General features: G+C 63.7%; 13 protein-coding genes. 10 read left to right on the top strand and 3 right to left on the bottom strand.

Annotated elements, in window-relative coordinates; all coding sequences use genetic code 11:
- Positions 1–97: 97 nt before the first annotated feature.
- The 6 genes from rsmD (at position 98) to mutM (ending at position 4,238) form a co-directional block, all read left to right on the top strand.
- Complete coding sequence (gene rsmD / locus AB8C10_RS05700) at positions 98–739, top strand: 16S rRNA (guanine(966)-N(2))-methyltransferase RsmD (RefSeq protein ID WP_070688450.1); 642 nt, start codon at positions 98–100, stop codon at positions 737–739.
- A gap of 121 nt (positions 740–860) precedes the next feature.
- On the top strand, positions 861–1,337 hold the full coding sequence (gene coaD / locus AB8C10_RS05695; RefSeq protein ID WP_368867123.1) for a pantetheine-phosphate adenylyltransferase: 477 nt from the start codon (positions 861–863) through the stop codon (positions 1,335–1,337).
- A 246-nt stretch (positions 1,338–1,583) separates the two neighbouring features.
- Positions 1,584–2,192 (top strand): YceD family protein, encoded by a 609-nt coding sequence (locus AB8C10_RS05690; protein WP_049337938.1) that lies wholly within the window; start codon positions 1,584–1,586, stop codon positions 2,190–2,192.
- 30 nt (positions 2,193–2,222) lie between these two features.
- Entirely contained in the window at positions 2,223–2,426 is a 204-nt protein-coding gene (gene rpmF, locus AB8C10_RS05685) for a 50S ribosomal protein L32 (protein ID WP_005505656.1), read from the top strand.
- A gap of 16 nt (positions 2,427–2,442) precedes the next feature.
- Entirely contained in the window at positions 2,443–3,132 is a 690-nt protein-coding gene (gene rnc / locus AB8C10_RS05680; protein ID WP_012903342.1) for a ribonuclease III, read from the top strand.
- 41 nt (positions 3,133–3,173) lie between these two features.
- Positions 3,174–4,238: a bifunctional DNA-formamidopyrimidine glycosylase/DNA-(apurinic or apyrimidinic site) lyase gene (gene mutM, locus AB8C10_RS05675; RefSeq protein ID WP_368867122.1), complete on the top strand. Its 1,065-nt coding sequence runs from the start codon at positions 3,174–3,176 to the stop codon at positions 4,236–4,238.
- A gap of 224 nt (positions 4,239–4,462) precedes the next feature.
- Here mutM and AB8C10_RS05670 read toward each other — a convergent pair whose 3' ends face one another.
- The 3 genes from AB8C10_RS05670 to AB8C10_RS05660 all read right to left on the bottom strand — a co-directional run bounded on the left by AB8C10_RS05670 (position 4,463) and on the right by AB8C10_RS05660 (position 9,870).
- Entirely contained in the window at positions 4,463–5,704 is a 1,242-nt protein-coding gene (locus AB8C10_RS05670; protein WP_368867130.1) for an NAD-dependent epimerase/dehydratase family protein, read from the bottom strand.
- 33 nt (positions 5,705–5,737) lie between these two features.
- The gene (locus AB8C10_RS05665) at positions 5,738–8,734 is read right to left on the bottom strand and encodes an alpha/beta fold hydrolase (protein ID WP_368867121.1); all 2,997 of its coding nucleotides are present in this window, start codon (positions 8,732–8,734) and stop codon (positions 5,738–5,740) included.
- An 83-nt stretch (positions 8,735–8,817) separates the two neighbouring features.
- On the bottom strand, positions 8,818–9,870 hold the full coding sequence (locus tag AB8C10_RS05660) for a 3-oxoacyl-ACP synthase III (RefSeq protein ID WP_284513752.1): 1,053 nt from the start codon (positions 9,868–9,870) through the stop codon (positions 8,818–8,820).
- Between the two features lie 324 nt (positions 9,871–10,194).
- Here AB8C10_RS05660 and AB8C10_RS05655 point away from each other — a divergent pair, with 324 nt between their 5' ends.
- The 4 genes from AB8C10_RS05655 to lgt all read left to right on the top strand — a co-directional run bounded on the left by AB8C10_RS05655 (position 10,195) and on the right by lgt (position 17,015).
- Positions 10,195–13,476, top strand: a complete 3,282-nt coding sequence (locus AB8C10_RS05655; RefSeq protein WP_368867129.1) for a chromosome segregation SMC family protein — start codon at positions 10,195–10,197, stop codon at positions 13,474–13,476.
- Positions 13,477–13,804: 328 nt separating this feature from the next.
- Positions 13,805–15,142 carry a tryptophan synthase subunit beta gene (gene trpB / locus AB8C10_RS05650; RefSeq protein ID WP_294642021.1) on the top strand — a complete coding sequence of 446 codons (1,338 nt, stop codon included), beginning with the start codon at positions 13,805–13,807 and terminating at the stop codon, positions 15,140–15,142.
- Positions 15,142–15,996, top strand: coding sequence for a tryptophan synthase subunit alpha (gene trpA, locus AB8C10_RS05645; RefSeq protein ID WP_368867120.1), 855 nt, complete (start codon positions 15,142–15,144; stop codon positions 15,994–15,996). Before trpB ends, trpA begins: the two co-directional genes overlap by 1 nt.
- Complete coding sequence (gene lgt / locus AB8C10_RS05640; RefSeq protein ID WP_368867119.1) at positions 15,996–17,015, top strand: prolipoprotein diacylglyceryl transferase; 1,020 nt, start codon at positions 15,996–15,998, stop codon at positions 17,013–17,015. The genes trpA and lgt overlap by 1 nt, the downstream gene beginning before the upstream one ends.
- Positions 17,016–17,206 lie beyond the last annotated feature (191 nt).

Below are 17,206 nucleotides of genomic sequence, written 5' to 3'. Positions count from 1 at the left end.
GCAGAACGCCCTACCAGCCCCGCCCACCAACCTGCGTTGCCCACCACTCGCTGAAACCGTGACGTCAACACACCACACTAGTTAAGAGGAGAGACCTATGAGCCGTATTATTTCCGGTGCCGCCGGAGGCGTTCGCCTTGCCTCGGTTCCGGGGGATAATACTCGCCCCACCACCGACCGGGTGAAGGAATCCCTCTTCTCGAAGCTAGAGAGCTACGACATTATTCGTGGCGCCCGCGTGCTGGACGCTTTCGGCGGCTCGGGTGCGCTGGGTTGCGAGGCGCTCTCGCGCGGTGCCGCCTCCGTGACTCTGCTGGACACATACCCGAAGGCTGTTGCGGTGATCCGCAAGAACGTTGCCGCGGTGGAGAAGGCGATGGGCCGCACCGGTTCTTCTGGCGCTACCGGTTCTGCGGCGCGCGTACAGCAGTCTCAGGCGCTAACCTACGTGAAGTCCGCTTCCGGTCCGTGGGACCTGGTGTTTGTTGACCCGCCCTACGCCATGCCGAATGAGCAGGTCAGTGAGCTGCTGGAGGCGCTCACCCCCAAGCTCGCCGAGGGTGCCGTGGTCGTGGTGGAGCGTTCTTCGCGCGATGCGGAGCCGGTGTGGGGCGAGGGCCTGTACTGTTTTTCGACCCGTCAGCACGGCGAGACGGTTCTCTACTATGTGGAACCTGACGAGGTGGAGGAGCAGGCGGGCGACGAGTCTGGCGAGGATGCTGAAGAGCTCGCCGCCTAAAATTGCCGCCTGACCTTTCCGCCCGCATCCTGCGCTCGTCCGCATGCCACTAATCCGCATCCTAAATTCGCCCGCATCTACTCATTCCAACGTCTGATATTTATTTCGTGAAGGGACCGCCATGATTGCCCTCTGCCCCGGATCTTTTGACCCCGTGCACCACGGCCACCTGGAAATCATTGCCCGCGCCGCTCAGCTCTTTGACGAGGTGATCGTGGGCGTGGCGCACAATAGCTCCAAGAAGTACCGTTTCTCCCTGGAGGAGCGTGTGCAGCTGGTGCGTGAGTCTCTGCAGGAGCTCGGCATTGAGGGCGTGAGCGTGGAGCCGATTCCGCCGGGCGTGCTGCTTGCCGAGTACGCGGCGGAGCGTGGCGCGAAGGTGCTGGTGAAGGGTCTGCGTTCGGCGACGGACTACAGTTATGAGGCTCCGATGGCGAGCATGAACCGCCACCTGGCGCAGGTTGAGACGGTGTTCTTGGCGGGTGAGGACCGCTACGGTGCGGTGTCGTCCACGATTATTCGTGAGGTGGCGTCGCTGGGTGGTGACGTGACCCCCTTCGTGCCGGAGTCGGTCGCCCGCGCGCTGAAAAACCCCTAGAAAAGCGCCTAGGAAAACGCCTCATCAACCCAGGCGCACACCACCTTGTGCGCACCCATCCGACACGCCCGACATGCCCACCGGCAGGGCCCCGGCAGAATAACTCGCACCGCCAACCGGGTGCTTAACTATCTCTGCAGTACCCCCGACCGTCCGATTAAAAGCCGCGCGGCGCCTCCTTAAGGGGATATTTAAGAGGTGAGCGCCACTTAAAGAGATTTAAAAGGCGCTTAATCTTGATTAACGGTGCGAATGACCCCTAAAATGGGACTTTGGTTTATACATTTCGTAAGGAGAAACGCCATTTCACGTGCAGACGCATCGCCGCTGGTGGTATCGGTTACTAACCTGATTCACCGCCCCGGCACCATGGAAACTCTCGCTGAGGTCCTGCCCGCACCGGCAGACCTGGGTAACACGCTCATCGGCGTGGAAGAGGGTTCGGATATTGACCTCGATATTCGTATGGAGTCTGTTGTTGATGGTATCCTAGTTACCGGCTCCGTCGTTGTGGATGTACACGGCGAGTGTAGCCTCTGCTTGGATCCGATTGATTACGAGATGTCGGCCAATATTCAAGAGCTTTTCGTCTTTGAGAAGGCCCCGGCTGGCGGCCCCGAAGACGAAGTAGATGAGCAGTACGCCGTTGAGGATGATTCCATCGACCTTGAACCGGCTCTGCGGGACGCAGTAATCCTTCAACTGCCGTTCCAGCCTGTTTGTAGGGACACCTGCCAGGGTCTGTGCGCCGATTGCGGTGCGCGCCTGGAGGATGACCCCGGGCATCATCACGAGGTGTTGGATCCGCGCTGGTCGGCCCTGCAGGGCCTGCTCGGTGCAGATACCGAAAACTAAATTGTTGTTACTAGAGATTGTGAGATAGCTGTGGCTGTTCCCAAGCGCAAGATGTCCCGCGCTAACACCCGCGCACGCCGTTCCCAGTGGAAGGCATCCGTGCCCCAGCTGGTTAAGACCGTTGAAAACGGTCGCGTGACCTACAGCCTGCCCCACCAGGCAAAGGTTGTAACCGACGCTGCAGGCAACGCCCTGTTCCTGGAGTACAAGGGCCGTAAGGTTGCAGACGCCTAAGAAGCGGTGAATCCTTATGACTGAATTTCCTAGTGTTGATACTAGGGAGTTGCGTAAACGTCTCGGAGTCGATATCGACGCCGAGACGTTTTTGCTATCCCTAACCCACCGCTCCTACGCCTTCGAGAATCCCGGAGTGGAGCATAATGAGCGCCTGGAGTTCCTGGGCGATTCGGTGCTTTCCCTGGCGATCGCTGAAGAAGTGTACCGACGCTACCCTGACCTGCCCGAGGGTGAGCTCGTGAAGCTGCACCACGTGGTGGTGTCGACTGTGGCGTTGGCGAAGGTGGCACGCGACCTGGATCTGGGTAGGTACATCCTGCTCGGTAAGGGCGAGATTCACACCGGCGGCGCCGATAAGGACTCGATCCTTGCCGACACCATGGAAGCGATTTTTGGCCTGACCTACCTGGAGTGCGGTCGCGAGGCGGCTCGTGACCTGGTGCTGCGCCTGATTGCGCCGCTGCTCGACGACGAGAAGGTCCTGAACTCTGGACGCGACTGGAAAACCGAGCTGCTGAACCTCGCCACCGCCCGCGGCTGGGGAGACGTGCGCTACGAGGTCACCGGCGAGGGCCCCGACCACGCGCGCGTGTACACTGCGGTCGCTATTGTGGCGAACCAGCAGGCCGGTACCGGTGTGGGTCCGAGCAAGAAGGAGGCGGAGCGCCTTGCCGCTGAGCAGGCGTACCGCGTTCTGGTGTAGGCCCGCCGCATTACCCGCGGGCCGTTGAAGGGAGAGAACCCATGCCCGAACTGCCCGAGGTGGAAACCGTTCGCGCAGGTCTAGCCGACCATTCGTTGGGTCGGCCCGTGCAGGCGGTGCGCGTGGTCGATGCCCGTTCGCTGCGCAGGCACCTGCCCGGTCCCGCCCACTTTGAGGCGGCACTCACCGGCAGGACGTTGCGCGGTGCATACCGCCGCGGCAAATACCTGTGGCTGACCCTGAGCGAGTCGGATGGCACGCTTGCCGACGAGGCGCTCGTGGTGCATCTGGGCATGAGCGGTCAGCTGCTCGTGCGCGATGAGCCGGGCGGCAAATCGGACAGCAACTCGGGCGGCGACTCGGGTAATGAGTTGGGGGCTCGTGCGGCGTTTGATGAGCAGCCGCGGCACCTGCGCGTGGCGCTCGAGCTAGGACCGGCTGGAGCTACCGGTAGCGCGGCGAGCACCAACCGGGCAAGCGCTGGGCAGCGTCTGCTCTTCGTGGACCAGCGCATCTTCGGCGGTATGTTCCTCAGCCCGCTGGTACCGGACGTACCCGCTGCGGTTGCAGCGAATGAAGTAGCGCCCGGTGAATTGGGGCAGAGCGAAGTACCTGAGCGTTTTCTTGTGCCCGAGGCGGTCAAACACATTGCCCGCGACCCGCTGGACGAGTTCTTCGACCCCGCGGCGGTGCGCCGTAAGTTCCTGCGCACCTCCAGCGGCATTAAGAAGGTGCTGCTGGACCAGTCGGTCATCTCCGGGGTGGGCAATATCTACGCCGACGAGGCGCTGTGGCGTGCGCGGTTGCACTACGCGAAGCCCGCACGCACCCTCAGCGCCGCGCAAACCCGCGAACTGCTGGAGGCTGTCACCCAGGTGCTGCGCGAGTCCCTGGCGGCTGGCGGCACAAGCTTCGACGCCCTGTACGTGAACGTGCTGGGGGAGTCGGGCTACTTTGAGCGCTCGCTGAACGCCTACGGGCGTGCCGGGGAGCCCTGCCACCGTTGCGCGGAGGCGGGTCGCACCTCCCTGATAGTGCGTGAGCCCTTCCAGAACCGCTCGTCCTACCGTTGCCCGCACTGCCAGCGGGCGCCGCGTTCTCGCTAGATAAAGGCTCACGCTAGGTAGAAGCTTACGACAGGTAAAGGCTTACGACAGGCACAAGCTCACGCTAGATATGCGAATGACGGCGTAGCTACGTTCCTCCCGTACGGGGGATGTAGCTACGCCGTCATTTGTATAAACCTCAGTTGTATAAACCGGGGGCCGGGGAGTCAACCCGAAAACCACCCTAACAAGAAGCAACTGGCGGCTGTACCTATCGCCTGCACCTAGCGGCTGTACCTGTCCCCGTAGAACAGGCCCAGGCGCTCGTAGCCTTCCTCAATCGACACGGAGGGCTCCCACTGCAGCAGTTCACGGGTGCGGCGCTGATCAAACCAGTGCGCGGTCGAGAGCTGCTCCGCAAGGAACTCCGTCATGGGCGGCTCGTCACCGGCGGTCACGTTCTTCGGCAGACGCTCCCAGACGCGCTCAATGACCTTACCCGCCAGAGCCGCAACCTTCGCCGGAACCGAGAAACGCGGGGCGGGAACGCCCACCGCCTCACAGAAACCACCGAGCAGCTCGGCGATAGTGCGCGGCTGACCGTTCGTCACCACCAGCGCCTTGCCCGCAAAAGCGTCGAGGCGCTGATAGCCGCGTACCACGGCATCCGCGGCGTTATCAATGTAGAGCGTGTCAATCAGGCCCGTACCGCCAGAGAGCAGCGGCAGACGGCCCGCGGCGGAACGCTCCAGAATACGCTCGACCAGCTGGGTATCGCCCGGACCCCACATCAGGTGAGGACGCAACGCACCCACGCGCAACATCCCGCCACCGGGCAGGGTGGTGCCGTTTGCCTCCAGCGCCAGGAGCTCAGCGGCAGCCTTCGAACGAGCGTAGTTACCGCGCGCATGCTCCGGGGACGCCACGCCGGCACCGTCACCCACAATCGCCGCGCCGGCATGAGCCACCGACGGCGACGAAATGTACAGGAACGAACCCACCGAATGGTTCAGCGCCGCCTGCAACAGGGTGCGGGTACCCTCAATGTTGATGCGCTCATAATCAGTCCACTCGCCGCTGACCGAAACCTTCGCCGCGGCATGCACCACGCCGTTCACGCCGGTCATCGCCAGATCCACAGCCTGCGCATTCGTAATATCGCCGCGCACCTGCTCAAAACGCGGGCGCACCGAATCGGGCAGCAGAGCCGCAATACCCGAATCGCCACGCTGAAAAACGCGCACATCGTAGCCGGCACGCAGCAACGCCAGCACGCTCTCACGACCCAGCAGGCCGCTCGCACCGGTAAAGAGGATGCGCTCGCCAGTGCGCGGCGCGAAATCGGGCTCCTCAATCGGGCGCAACGAACGCGGGGCGGGGTCGGTGTAGCGTGCCGCCAGCGGCTGCGCCGGCTTGCGGAACCGAGCCGTCGGGGAAGTCACCGCATGCGAGGTCGACAGGCGGGGTACAGACTCACGGGACGCAGACAAACGGGGTGCAGACTCACGCGAAGAATGAGGGGACATCATACTCCTTAGACTTAGGGATCCGGCAGGCGCTTACGCCCCCGCAAGGACCTTCGACGCCCACTCACCCAGGGCGGGGCGGTCAATCTTCGAATTGTGGCGAATATCGGTAGGATGCTCGTGCACCACCAGCACCGCGGCAAGCTCCACGCCGGTATCCTCGGCAACCTTCTGACGCACTAGCTGCGACAGCTCGAAGGGCGCCACACCCTCCGCAATGGGGAAGCGGCGAGCGCCGGGCACGCGATCGAGCAGGGCACGCTTGAGGCCCGACGCCGACTGGCGCGCCTCCAAAGCGGCAGTATTCGCGGACGCTTCAATGACCAGCACCGGGGCGGCAGTACCTGCAGGACCCACAGCGACCAGGGCGGCGCGGCGCACCTCGGGCAGCGACTCGGCGGACTGCTCAGCCGCAACCGGGGTCAGCACGCCCTGCGAAGTCAGCAGCACGTGCGCGAGGCGACCCTCAACCCACAGGCGACCCGAAGCATCCAAGTGGCCGACGTCACCGGTATGATGCCAACCCGGAGTGCTAATGGACTGCTCCTCAGTCACCCACAGGGTGTCGTAGCGGTCCTTCACATGCGGCGCCGACACCAGAATCTCACCGGTCACACCCGGCTCATGGGTTAGCTCATCCGCGACCGAACCGTCCTGCAGCAGCGGCGCAATAGCCACCGCCGCACCGTACACCGCGAAACCAACGCACACGCCGTCACGGGCGAACGGGTCAAGCACCTCACCGGCAGCATTCGGGGTGCCCTCAGCAATCGCCTGGCGAATCATCTCGAAAGACACATCGGTCACCGGCAGACCCTCGGTCATACCGTACGGGGTGTGCAGGGAGGCGTTCGGCACCAGGGCGGAGAGGGCCTCCAGCAGCGGCACGGGAATCGGCGCGCCAGCACTCAGCACGGTCTGAACCTTAGCCAACGCCGCACGCTGCTCAGCGTTCAGCTCATCGGCGGTCGCCACCACATTCACCAGGGCGGCGGGGGAAGCAAACACGACCGACGCATCAATAGCCGCCGCAGCCGATGCCAAGGCAGAAGCCGTCAGAGTCTTCGGGCGGGTCACATCCATCGTCGGGGTCACGCTGGTAGCACCCAGCGCCGGGCCCAACAGCGCAAACGGCGCGAAGCCAGCCACCAGGCCGCTACCGGGCGCAAAACCGTACGTATTCGCAATGGCATCGCGCATACCCGCCAGCTGACGCTGCGTGTACACCACACCCTTAGCCGGGCCGGTCGAACCGGAGGTGTACAGCACCGCCGCATCAGCATCCGGCACGGGGGAGGGGAACTCCACCACGGTCGGGGTGGGCACCGGCGCGCCCGGAGTACCGTCAGCGGCGGGCGCGGTAAACACCGAACCGGCAACGCCCAACAGCTTCTCCTGCACCGAACCCAGCGGCTCCACAGAAATACGCACGCCCGGCCACAGCAGGGTACGGGCGGCACTGAGCGCGGCGGGAATACCCACCAGGAAGCTCGGGTTAGCGCCCTTCAACGCGCGAGTTAGCCCCGGAATACCCAGGCCGGTATCAGCCACCACAATGACAGCGCCCAGCTTCATGCAGGCGTAAATCAGGGTGGTCAGGCGGGCACCCGGAGGCACCATCAGGTTCACGCGGTCGCCCGGACGCACACCCAGGGCGTGCAGGCGGGTCGCGGCGGCGTTGACCTGCTGGTTCAGCTCAGCCCAGGTCAGGGTCACAGAAACGGAGGTGCCGTCACCCTTGGGATCCATGTCCACCACGGCGGTGGAGGCGTCGTCGGCGCGTTCGGTGAGGGCTGCGAGCATGGGGCGGAACGCCGCGGGAACAGCACCCTCAGCGGCAGTGCCCTCGCCGGTAGTCAGACCGTGGCGGCGTGCGCGGGCGGCACGATGCTCCGCCTCAACGTTGTGCGGGGGCACCAGAGCGCCATCCTCCAGCGTGCCGAAAGTCTGCGCAAGCCACGAAATCATGGGGGAGGCAATATCGTAATCCTCAATGACCAGGTGCGAGGCCTTCTCGTAGCGGTGCACCTTCGCCTGCGGCATGCGCTCCATCAGGTCGAACAGGTAGCGGCGCTGGAACACCGGGTCCTTCGTGCCCCACTGGAAGAACGCGGGCACATCCAGGTCACGAATCTGCTCGGCAATACGCTGCATCGGAGCGTAGGAGGGGATATCAGTACCGGTCGGAATATCACCCACAAAATTACGCACACCCTCACGCCACGCCGAATGAGTGTACGGCGCACGGTACGTACGGTAAATCGCCTCGTTCAGAGGGCTCGGGTACAGGCGCTTAGGCTGCTTGCCCACCGGCTGCGGCAGGGCACCATCAAGCGCCCCGGCACCGGCAGAACCCGGCGCAGGCAGGCGACCCTCATTCTGAGCCAAACCCAAGGTCACATCAATAAATGCGGTCGAATCGTGAGTACCCCACTCGTGCACTCCCAACGCCAGGCGCAGGGCGGCAGGGATATTCTCAATGCCGTCATGGTAGACCGCGGTGTTCGTCAGCATCACGCCCGAAAGAATCTCGCGATGCTCCAGCGCCCAACCGAAGGACACCAGCCCACCCCAGTCGTGAGCGAGGGTCACGACCGGCTTATCGGTCTCATCCAGACCGAGTGCCTTCGTGAAATCACCCAGGTCAGCAATACGGTCGGTCAGGGAGCGGCGCTCACCCTCCAAATCCAGGTGGGTGCGCTCCGAATAACCCATATCAATCTGATCAACCGCAACCACACGCCACGGGGCGCGCTCATTCACGCCCGCATCCAGCACGGTACGCCACAGGTACGACCAGGTCGGGTTACCGTGCACGCACAGGATCGTGCCAATCGGCTCCAAACCCTGCTCGACCAGCACCGGAAGGTTATCCAGGTAGTGCCAGCGGCGCGCGCCAGCCTGCTGCGCCCGCTGCTCAATGGGGGCGGTGGTGGGCACCTCCAGAAGGTGGGAGTAGCGCGGGTTCACGCCCGCCCATTCCTCCGGGTTATACGGGGGCTGAGCCTTAGGGAAGTTCAAATGGCGCATGCTGGGAATCCTTCCGGATCGAATCGGTGAATGTCTACCGCAAAAGCTAACGGGTTACCGGCTAAAGGTTGCTGGCTACCGGGTTACCACTGAATCTCAAGCAGGGCAGTGTTCAGGCCAGAACCCACACCCATGCACAGAATACGGTCGCCCTCCGTGTAGGTCGGCGCGCACTCGGCGAGAGTCATCGGCAGAGCCGCCGCAGCCACATTGCCCCACTTCGGGAAGGTCAAGGGGATGCGCTCACGCTCAATACCGACCGCCTCAATAATGGCGTTCGTGTGGGCGTTAGAAATCTGATGGGTCACGTAGGAGGTCATGTCGTTCCACTCCCAGCCGTCCTGATGCGCCTGCTCCCACGCCTGCGCCACCAGCTCCAGGCCGTGCTTGAGCAGGCCCTCGGCGTCAGTGTTCATGCCCTGATCCGCCTCGCCACCGATGCACAGGTTACGGTGCTCAGTGCCCGCGCGGGACACCGAACCGACGATGCGGTGACCCTCCGGGTGGCGGTCAGCACGGCCAATCACAGCCGCCGCCGCACCCGAACCGAGGGTCAGGGTCGCGAACTGAGCCAGCACATCCTCGCGGGTCGAATCGGGGTTGTTCAGGATGCGCACCGCGGTACGGTGCCAGGGGGAGGGGTCCTCACCGGCGACGATGAGGGCGTAGTCGATAGCGCCCGCATCAATCATGGTGGAGGCGACGGTCATCGCGTTCACGAAGCCCAGGCAGGCGTTCGTAATATCGAAGTTCAGGGCGTGACGCGGCAGGTCCAGGCGGTCGTGCACACCCACCGAAACGGCGGGCTCAAAGTTATCGCGAGTCACCGAAGCGTTAATCAGCAGACCAATCTGGGAGCGGTCAATACCCGCCTGCTCAATAGCCTTCTCGGCTGCGGCAACCACGCCGTCCTCGAAGGTCTGGCCCTCAGCCCAACCGCGGCGGGTGCTAATACCGGCTAGACGCTCCAGCAGGCCCTTCGGCATGCGCAGACGCTTATAGGTTTGGGCCAGCTGCTCATCGAAGTAGTCGCTCGTGACGACCTCCGGAGGTAGCTCATGGGTAATAGACAGCAGAGCTGCATTAGCGTGGCGAATGTCAGAGTTCGTGCCGACCTTATCGGCGGATGCATTCATCAATGGTGTGGCCCTTGAAAATAGAAGTCAGTGGGATACATAGAAAAACGCGGGGATGCGAACAGCGGCCCCGCAGAATTCGTGATGCTCATTCCAATCTACCGCACCGACCGGGCGAACCCGTATCCGTAGACCCAATATGAACGCGCCCGTTCACCCCGCGCGTAAGATGATGCACAATGAGGAACTTTGAACCCCCTTCACCCCGTGCACGTTCACGCCGCTCGCCTGCCGCACCGCGTACACTAGAGGGATGCCGCCACGCACCACAGAACGTGCCCGGCACACACCAGTTCTTCTGCAGAAAGGCCCCTTGTGCACCTGATGTCGCTGACCCTGCGCGGGTTCAAGTCTTTCGCCTCCGCCACCACTTTTGAGTTCACCCCCGGCATTAATGCGGTGGTCGGCCCCAACGGCTCCGGCAAGTCCAATGTGCTGGATGCGCTCGCCTGGGTTATGGGCGAGCAGGGCGCTAAGAGCCTGCGCGGCGGCAGCATGAAGGACGTTATCTTCGCGGGCTCCGGCGAAGCGGGTTCGGGCGACGGCGCCCAGCGTGCACCCCTGGGCCGCGCCAAAGTCACCCTGACTTTCGATAATTCTGACGGCACCCTCAGCATTCCCGCTGATCGGGTGCAGATTTCGCGCACCATGTTCCGCTCCGGTGGCAGCGAGTACGAGATTAACGGCTCCCCGGCGCGCCTTGCCGACATTCAGGACCTGCTCTCGGAGGCGGGTCTGGGTCAGCAGATGCACGTGCTTGTCGGCCAGGGTCAGCTGGATGCGGTCCTGCACGCCACCGCGCAGCAGCGCCGCGACATGATCGAGCAGGCGGCGGGCGTGGTCAAGTACCGCCGCCGCCAGGAGAAGACCAGCCGCAAGCTGGAGTCTGTGGCATCGAACGTTACCCGCCTGAGCGACCTGGTTGCCGAGCTGGATTCGCAGCTGCAGCCGCTGAGCGAGCAGGCAGAATCCGCCGCGACTGCACGCCAGCTGCAGGCACGCATCCGCCAGCTGGAGGCGGTACTTTTGGCCCGTCAGCTGGGTGTTCTGCAGGCTGAGCAGGCGCAGGCGCTCGCCTCCGAGGCAGAGGGTACCCGCCGCGCCGAAACCCTGAAAGAACAGCTGGAGGCGGCACGTGCCGCGTCCGCGAAGCATCAGCAGGAGCAGAACCGCCTGAACGCCGAGGTCACCGCCTGCCAGAAGGCTGTGTCGACCCTGCGCGAGTCTGCCGCGCGCGTGCGCACCGTGCAGTCCATCGCCGCCGAGCGCGTGCGCACCTACCGTGTGGAACTGACCGAGGCGACCGCCGCCGCCCGCGCCGGATACGAACGCGCCCTGGAACTGCTGGAGGAGCGCCGCGAAGAGGCAGAGCGCGCGGTGGAAAGCTACGCCAGCTTTGAGGAGCGCTACGATGCGGCGCTGAAGAATGTTGAGAAGGCGGCAGGCGAGGTGGCTCAGACTGAGCGCGCCTCGGGTGAGGCGGCGCAGTCTCGTGCCCGCGCGCAGGCTCGGCTGGATGCCGCCCGCGCCGCGGCGGTGGAGGCGACCCGCGCCTACGCGGCAGCGGCTGAGCGTGCCGCAACCCTGCGTGAGGCGCTGGGTCAGAGCCTGGGTGAGGCGCCCGCCGAGCCCGGTGCTGAATCTGCCGAGGCGGTGTTCGACCCCGAGACCGGCGAGCTCCTGGATTCTTCGAGTGGGGGCGCGAGCCTGCTGCGCGTGCTGGATGCCGTGCAGATTGACCCCGAGTATGCCCGTGCGGCGTCTGCGGCGCTGACCTCGCTGGCGACCGCGGCGTTGAGCGCGCCGGTTGAGGGTGCCGAAGTGTCGCAGCTGCGTGGTGACATGCACGGCGACATGCGTGGTGATGCCGGTGAATCTGCCGCGAAGGAATTTTCAGTAGAACTGCCCGAGTCCTGCGCCACCGAACTGCGCGAGCTGGGTATCCGCCCCGCAACCGAAATCATTGAACCGCTCAGCGAGGACGCCGCCGCGCTCGCCGGCATTGACGAGCACGCCCTGGCGCGCGTCACTGCGGCGCTGAGCGAGCGCCTGGCGGGCGTGCTGTTCGCGCCGGATGCCGCATCCGCAGAGCACGCCCTGCACCTGCTCGCAGAGAATACCCGCGCAGGTCAGTGCACTATCTGGCGTATTTTTGACCCCGCGGGCACCGAGCACACCCGCTACAGCCTGCTCTACCCGGCTGAGGGTGCCAGCCCCCTGGAACTTGCCGCCGCATACCGCGCCGCATCCCAGGTCGTGACCCGCACCCGCGCCGAACTAGACGAAGCCGAGCAGACCGTTCAGAAGGCTCAGACCGCGGCAGAGGCAGCGGTTGAAGCAGAACGCGAGGCTGCGAAGGCGGCGGGCGTGGCGAGCGCCGAGCATGCCCGCGCCCGCGCCCAGGCAGAGTCCCTGGAAGCATCCGCACAGAATATTCAGAATGAGCGCGCCCGCCTGAATGAGCGCCTCACCGCCGCGGAGGAATCCGTGGCACAGGCGCGTACCGCCTACGAGTTGGCGCGCACCCGCGAGGATTCCTACCTGGCGGGCACGGGGGAGCAGGCTCCCGCTGCGACAATTGAGCGCCGCGCCCAGCGTCTGAGTGAGGTGCTTGCCGAGCAGGTGGGCGAGCGTGAGCAGCAGCTGCACGAGCTGAACGGCGCCCTGAAGAACGCCCAGGAGGGTCTGACCAGCACGAACGAGGAGGCGCAGGATTTGCAGGCAGCGCACGCGGCGGCGCTGACCCTGCTGGCGCGCACCCAGACGGAGGCGGCACGTGTGCAGGAGCGCGTGCAGGCGCTGGCTGAGCGTGCCCGCCTGATGACCGGTTTGACCCTGGAGCAGCTGGAGGAGGAGTACTCCGAGCAGCTGCCGGTTGATGTGCCCGCTGAGGAGGCTTCCGAAAACGACGCTACCGAAACGGCATCAGAGACTACCGAAGCTTCCACCGAGAGCGTGCGCGCTCGCCTCAAGGCAACCCGCGCCGAACTGGAGGCGCTGGGCGCCATTAACCCCCTGGCGCTGGAGGAGTACGAGGCGCTGTCCGAACGCCACGCCTACCTGAACCAGCAGATTGAGGATTTGAAGGCGACCCGCCGCGACCTGAACACGGTCATGGACGAGGTCAGCAGCCACATTGCGGAGGTGTTCACCGCCGCGATGGAGGACATTAACACCCACTACCGCCGCATCTTTGAGACCCTGTTCCCGGGAGGCGAGGGCCACCTGGAGCTGGACGATCCGTCCGATCCGCTGAATTCGGGTGTGGAGATTCACGCGCGCCCGGCAGGTAAGAAGGTTAAGCGCCTGTCGTTGCTATCTGGCGGTGAGCGTTCGCTTGCTTCGCTGGCGCTGTTGATTGCGATTTATATGTCTCGCCCGTCGCCGTTCTACGCCCTGGATGAGGTTGAGGCGGCGCTGGATGACCGCAACCTCTCGCGCCTGCTGCAGGTGATTGGTGAGTTGGGGGAGCGTTCGCAGCTGATTGTGGTGACGCATCAGAAGCGCACGATGCAGATTGCGGAGACCCTGTACGGGGTGTCGATGCGCGGTGGTGTGTCGACGGTGCTTTCTCAGCAGATGGAGGAGTTGCGCGAGCTGCTGTAGCCCGCCGCGCTTGCCAGACCCTGCCCGACCCGGCCAGACCCAGCCGAGCGCCCCTGCCTCGCCGCTTCTTCCCAGCGTTTAAACCTTCCCATGCGAACCACCCACACCCGCGAGCGCCCGCATCCCGGCGAACGTCACATGTCCTAGGAATGGTCATGTGCACCTCAAGGTATTGTTCACTGCCCGCACCCGGGTACTATAGGGGGATATGTGCGAACGCCGCCCCGCCCTATTCGCGGTTGGCGTGGTGTTTCGTTGTGATCAGGCCTGATGCCCCGCCCTACCCGCGGCGCGCGTCCGGCGGCAACCATCCAGGGAAGGAATAGTGATGAGCGAGAACCTGGCAGAAGCTTTCCTCAACGGCGAGTCGTTGAAGAATGCCCCCGGCCCCTATTTTGGTGAGTACGGCGGGCGGTGGATGCCCGAGTCGCTGATTGCCGCCATGGATGAGCTGGAGGCGACCTTCAACGAGGCGAAGAACGACCCCGAGTTCATTGCCGAGTTCCAGCGTCTGTCTGCTGAGTATTCGAACCGTCCGTCGCTGTTGACTGAGGTTCCGAAGTTCTCTGAGCATGCTGGTGCGCGTGTGTTCCTCAAGCGTGAGGACCTGAACCACACCGGTAGCCACAAGATTAATAACGTGCTGGGTCAGGCTCTGCTGGCTAAGCGCATGGGTAAGACCCGTCTGATTGCGGAGACCGGTGCGGGTCAGCACGGCGTTGCGACTGCGACCGCTGCAGCCCTGTTCGGCATGGAGTGCGTGGTCTACATGGGTGAGGAAGACACTGAGCGTCAGTCACTGAACGTGGCTCGTATGCAGCTGCTGGGCGCGAAGGTGATTGCGGTTCAGAACGGTTCCCGCACCCTGAAGGACGCCATTAACGAGGCGCTGCGCGACTGGGTTGCGAACGTTGAGAACACCCACTACCTGCTGGGTACTGCGGCTGGTGCGCACCCGTTCCCGGCGATGGTGCGTTTCTTCCACGACGCTATCGGCGCGGAGGCGCGCGAGCAGATTCTGGCTGAGACTGGCCGCTTGCCCGATGGTATTGCTGCCTGCGTGGGTGGCGGTTCGAATGCGATTGGTCTGTTCCACGCGTTCTTGGACGATTCTTCGGTTGAGATTTACGGTTTTGAGGCTGGCGGCGACGGCGTGGAGACTGGCCGTCACGCGGCAACCATTACTCTGGGCCGCCCGGGCATGCTGCACGGCGCGATGACCTACCTGATGCAGGATGAGGACGGCCAGACCATTGAGTCCCACTCGATTTCGGCTGGTCTGGATTACCCCGGCGTGGGTCCGGAGCACTCCTACCTGTCCGATATTGGTCGCGTGACCTACGAGCCGGTGACCGATACCGAGGCGATGGATGCGCTGAGCCTGCTCTGCCGCACCGAGGGTATTATCCCGGCGATTGAGTCCTCGCATGCTCTGGCGGGCGCGTTGCGCGTGTGCCAGCGTTGGGCAGCTGAGGATCCGGAGGCGGCACGCGAGAAGACCATGATTGTGTGCCTGTCGGGTCGTGGCGATAAGGACATGGAGACCGCGCTGAAGTGGTTCGGCCTGGGTAAGGCGATTCCGTCTTCGACCCTGATGACCGGTAATAAGGAAGCGGCCGCATCCGCTGCTGCAGAGAACGCACAGGCTGAAAGTGAGGCTAAGTAATGAGCTACCAGGACGCTATTTCTCAGGCGGCACCGTTTGAGGTGCTGGATGGCACTTTCCCGACTGCTAACCCCGATTCGCCCCTGGCGACTCGTCTGGCTGAGTGTGAGAAGCAGGGTCGTGCGGCGCTGATTGGCTACCTGCCGGTGGGCTTCCCGTCCCTGGATGAGTCGATTGATGCGGCGATTGCTCTGGGCAATAACGGCGCGGACATTATCGAGCTGGGCGTGCCCTATTCTGATCCGGTCATGGATGGCCCGGTGATTCAGAAGGCGACCGGCGTGGCGCTGGAGAACGGTTTCAAGCTGTCTCAGCTGTTTGAGGCGGTTCGCCGCATTACCGAGGCTACCGACGCGGTGGTCGTCGTGATGACGTACTGGAACCCGGTTCTGGCGTACGGCGTAAAGAACTTTGCGCGCGACCTGGCGGCTGCCGGCGGCGCGGGCATGATTACCCCGGACCTGGTTCCCGATGAGGCATCGGCATGGTTTGAGGCGTCGAACGAGTACGGTCTGGATCGTATTTTCCTTGCCGCTCTGTCTTCTTCGCCGGAGCGCCTGGCGACCATTGCGAAGGCGTCGAGCGGCTTCGTGTACGCCGTGTCCGTGATGGGCGTGACCGGTGCCCGCACCTCCGTGTCGGAGGCGGCTCGCACCCTGGTTGCGGACATTAAGGCTGCCGGTGCGCCTCGTGCGTGCGTGGGTCTGGGTGTTTCGACTCGTGCCCACGTTGAGGAGATCGGCGAGTATGCGGACGGCGTGATTGTCGGTACCGCGCTGGTGAAGGCTTTGGCTTCTGGCGGTGTTGAGGCGGTGGCTAAGCTGACCCGTGAGCTGGCGGGGCGTGAAGGCTAATGTCTGATGTGCTGTCGCTGGCGAGTGTGCCGGTAGCTAACGTGCTGGCTTCGATTCCGCTGGGTTCGATTCCCTCTCCGAGCGTTTCGTACCTGCAGCTGGGCCCGTTCCGTGTGCATTTCTATGCCCTGTGTATTCTGGCGGGTATGGCGGTGTGCTTGTGGTTGGGTTCTCGCCGTTGGAAGGCTGCGGGTGGTACCCCTGAGCGCGTGTTTGACGTGGCGATGTGGGCTATTCCGGCGGGTATTGTTGGTGCCCGCGCCTACCACGTGCTGATTACCGACCCGGGTAGCTATTTCGGTCCGAATGTTGCTGATCCGTGGGCTTTCCTGAAGATTTGGGAGGGCGGCATCGGCATTATGGGTGCCGTGTCGGTTGGTGCGTTGGGTGCCTGGTATGGTTGCCGCCGTTACGGCATGAATTTCCCGGCATTCGCGGATGCGGTAGCGCCCGGTATTCTGCTGGCCCAGGCCTTTGGCCGCTGGGGTAACTGGTTCAACCAGGAGCTGTTCGGCAAGCCGACGACTCTGCCGTGGGGCCTGGAGATTAGCACTTCGAGCGGTAATTTCCCCTCGCAGTATCCGGCGGGTACGCTGTTCCATCCGACGTTCCTGTACGAGTCGCTGTGGAACCTGCTGGGCGTGGCACTACTGCTGTGGCTGGGCAAGAAGGGCATGCTGAAGCTGGGTCAGACCCTGTGGCTGTACGTGTTCTACTACGGCGTGGGTCGCCTTTTCATTGAGATGTTCCTGCGCATCGATACCTCGGAGATGCTCTGGGGCGTTCGTATTCACGTATGGACGGCTCTGCTGCTGGTTCTGCTGGGTGCCGCTGGTTTTGTGGTGGCTGGTCGTCGCGCGGCGGCGAAGGCTGCCGCGGGTATTGAGCCGGCTCCTGCGGAGTTCGCTCCGAAGCCCGTCGAGGGTAAGACCGCAGAGGACGCTGAGGAGAAGGCATCCAAGAAGGCAGAGTCCGCCGAGGATTCTGACCCTTCTGAGTCTTCGACGAAGAGCTCCTAGCTCAATCTAAATTTCATAGAAAAACCGCCGGATGGGGGAGCGCCCCCATCCGGCGGTTTTTTATGCCCGCTATTTGTGCCTGCTGTCTGCTTATTGCTGGTGGATGTTCTCATGGTGGCACATGCCGGTGCCCTGTACGGATTTGGGCCGTTGAGAAGGCATAATAGAGGTATTGCGTGTGGCGGGTGCCT

Origin of the sequence: Rothia mucilaginosa, from assembly GCF_964210535.1 — a bacterium.
GTDB lineage: Bacteria > Actinomycetota > Actinomycetes > Actinomycetales > Micrococcaceae > Rothia > Rothia mucilaginosa_F.
Note: the sequence above shows the minus strand (reverse complement) of the source record. Positions and strands in the feature narration are given on the sequence as shown.

What these genes read in the sequence shown, in the direction of transcription:
- trpA (WP_368867120.1), top strand. Translation starts at nt 15,142, where the DNA reads ATGAGCTACCAGGACGCTATTTCTCAGGCGGCACCGTTTGAGGTGCTG.
- trpB (WP_294642021.1), top strand. Translation starts at nt 13,805, where the DNA reads ATGAGCGAGAACCTGGCAGAAGCTTTCCTCAACGGCGAGTCGTTGAAG.
- AB8C10_RS05670 (WP_368867130.1), bottom strand. Translation starts at nt 5,704, where the DNA reads ATGTCCCCTCATTCTTCGCGTGAGTCTGCACCCCGTTTGTCTGCGTCC.
- mutM (WP_368867122.1), top strand. Translation starts at nt 3,174, where the DNA reads ATGCCCGAACTGCCCGAGGTGGAAACCGTTCGCGCAGGTCTAGCCGAC.
- rnc (WP_012903342.1), top strand. Translation starts at nt 2,443, where the DNA reads ATGACTGAATTTCCTAGTGTTGATACTAGGGAGTTGCGTAAACGTCTC.
- AB8C10_RS05665 (WP_368867121.1), bottom strand. Translation starts at nt 8,734, where the DNA reads ATGCGCCATTTGAACTTCCCTAAGGCTCAGCCCCCGTATAACCCGGAG.
- rsmD (WP_070688450.1), top strand. Translation starts at nt 98, where the DNA reads ATGAGCCGTATTATTTCCGGTGCCGCCGGAGGCGTTCGCCTTGCCTCG.
- lgt (WP_368867119.1), top strand. Translation starts at nt 15,996, where the DNA reads ATGTCTGATGTGCTGTCGCTGGCGAGTGTGCCGGTAGCTAACGTGCTG.
- coaD (WP_368867123.1), top strand. Translation starts at nt 861, where the DNA reads ATGATTGCCCTCTGCCCCGGATCTTTTGACCCCGTGCACCACGGCCAC.
- AB8C10_RS05660 (WP_284513752.1), bottom strand. Translation starts at nt 9,870, where the DNA reads ATGAATGCATCCGCCGATAAGGTCGGCACGAACTCTGACATTCGCCAC.
- AB8C10_RS05655 (WP_368867129.1), top strand. Translation starts at nt 10,195, where the DNA reads ATGTCGCTGACCCTGCGCGGGTTCAAGTCTTTCGCCTCCGCCACCACT.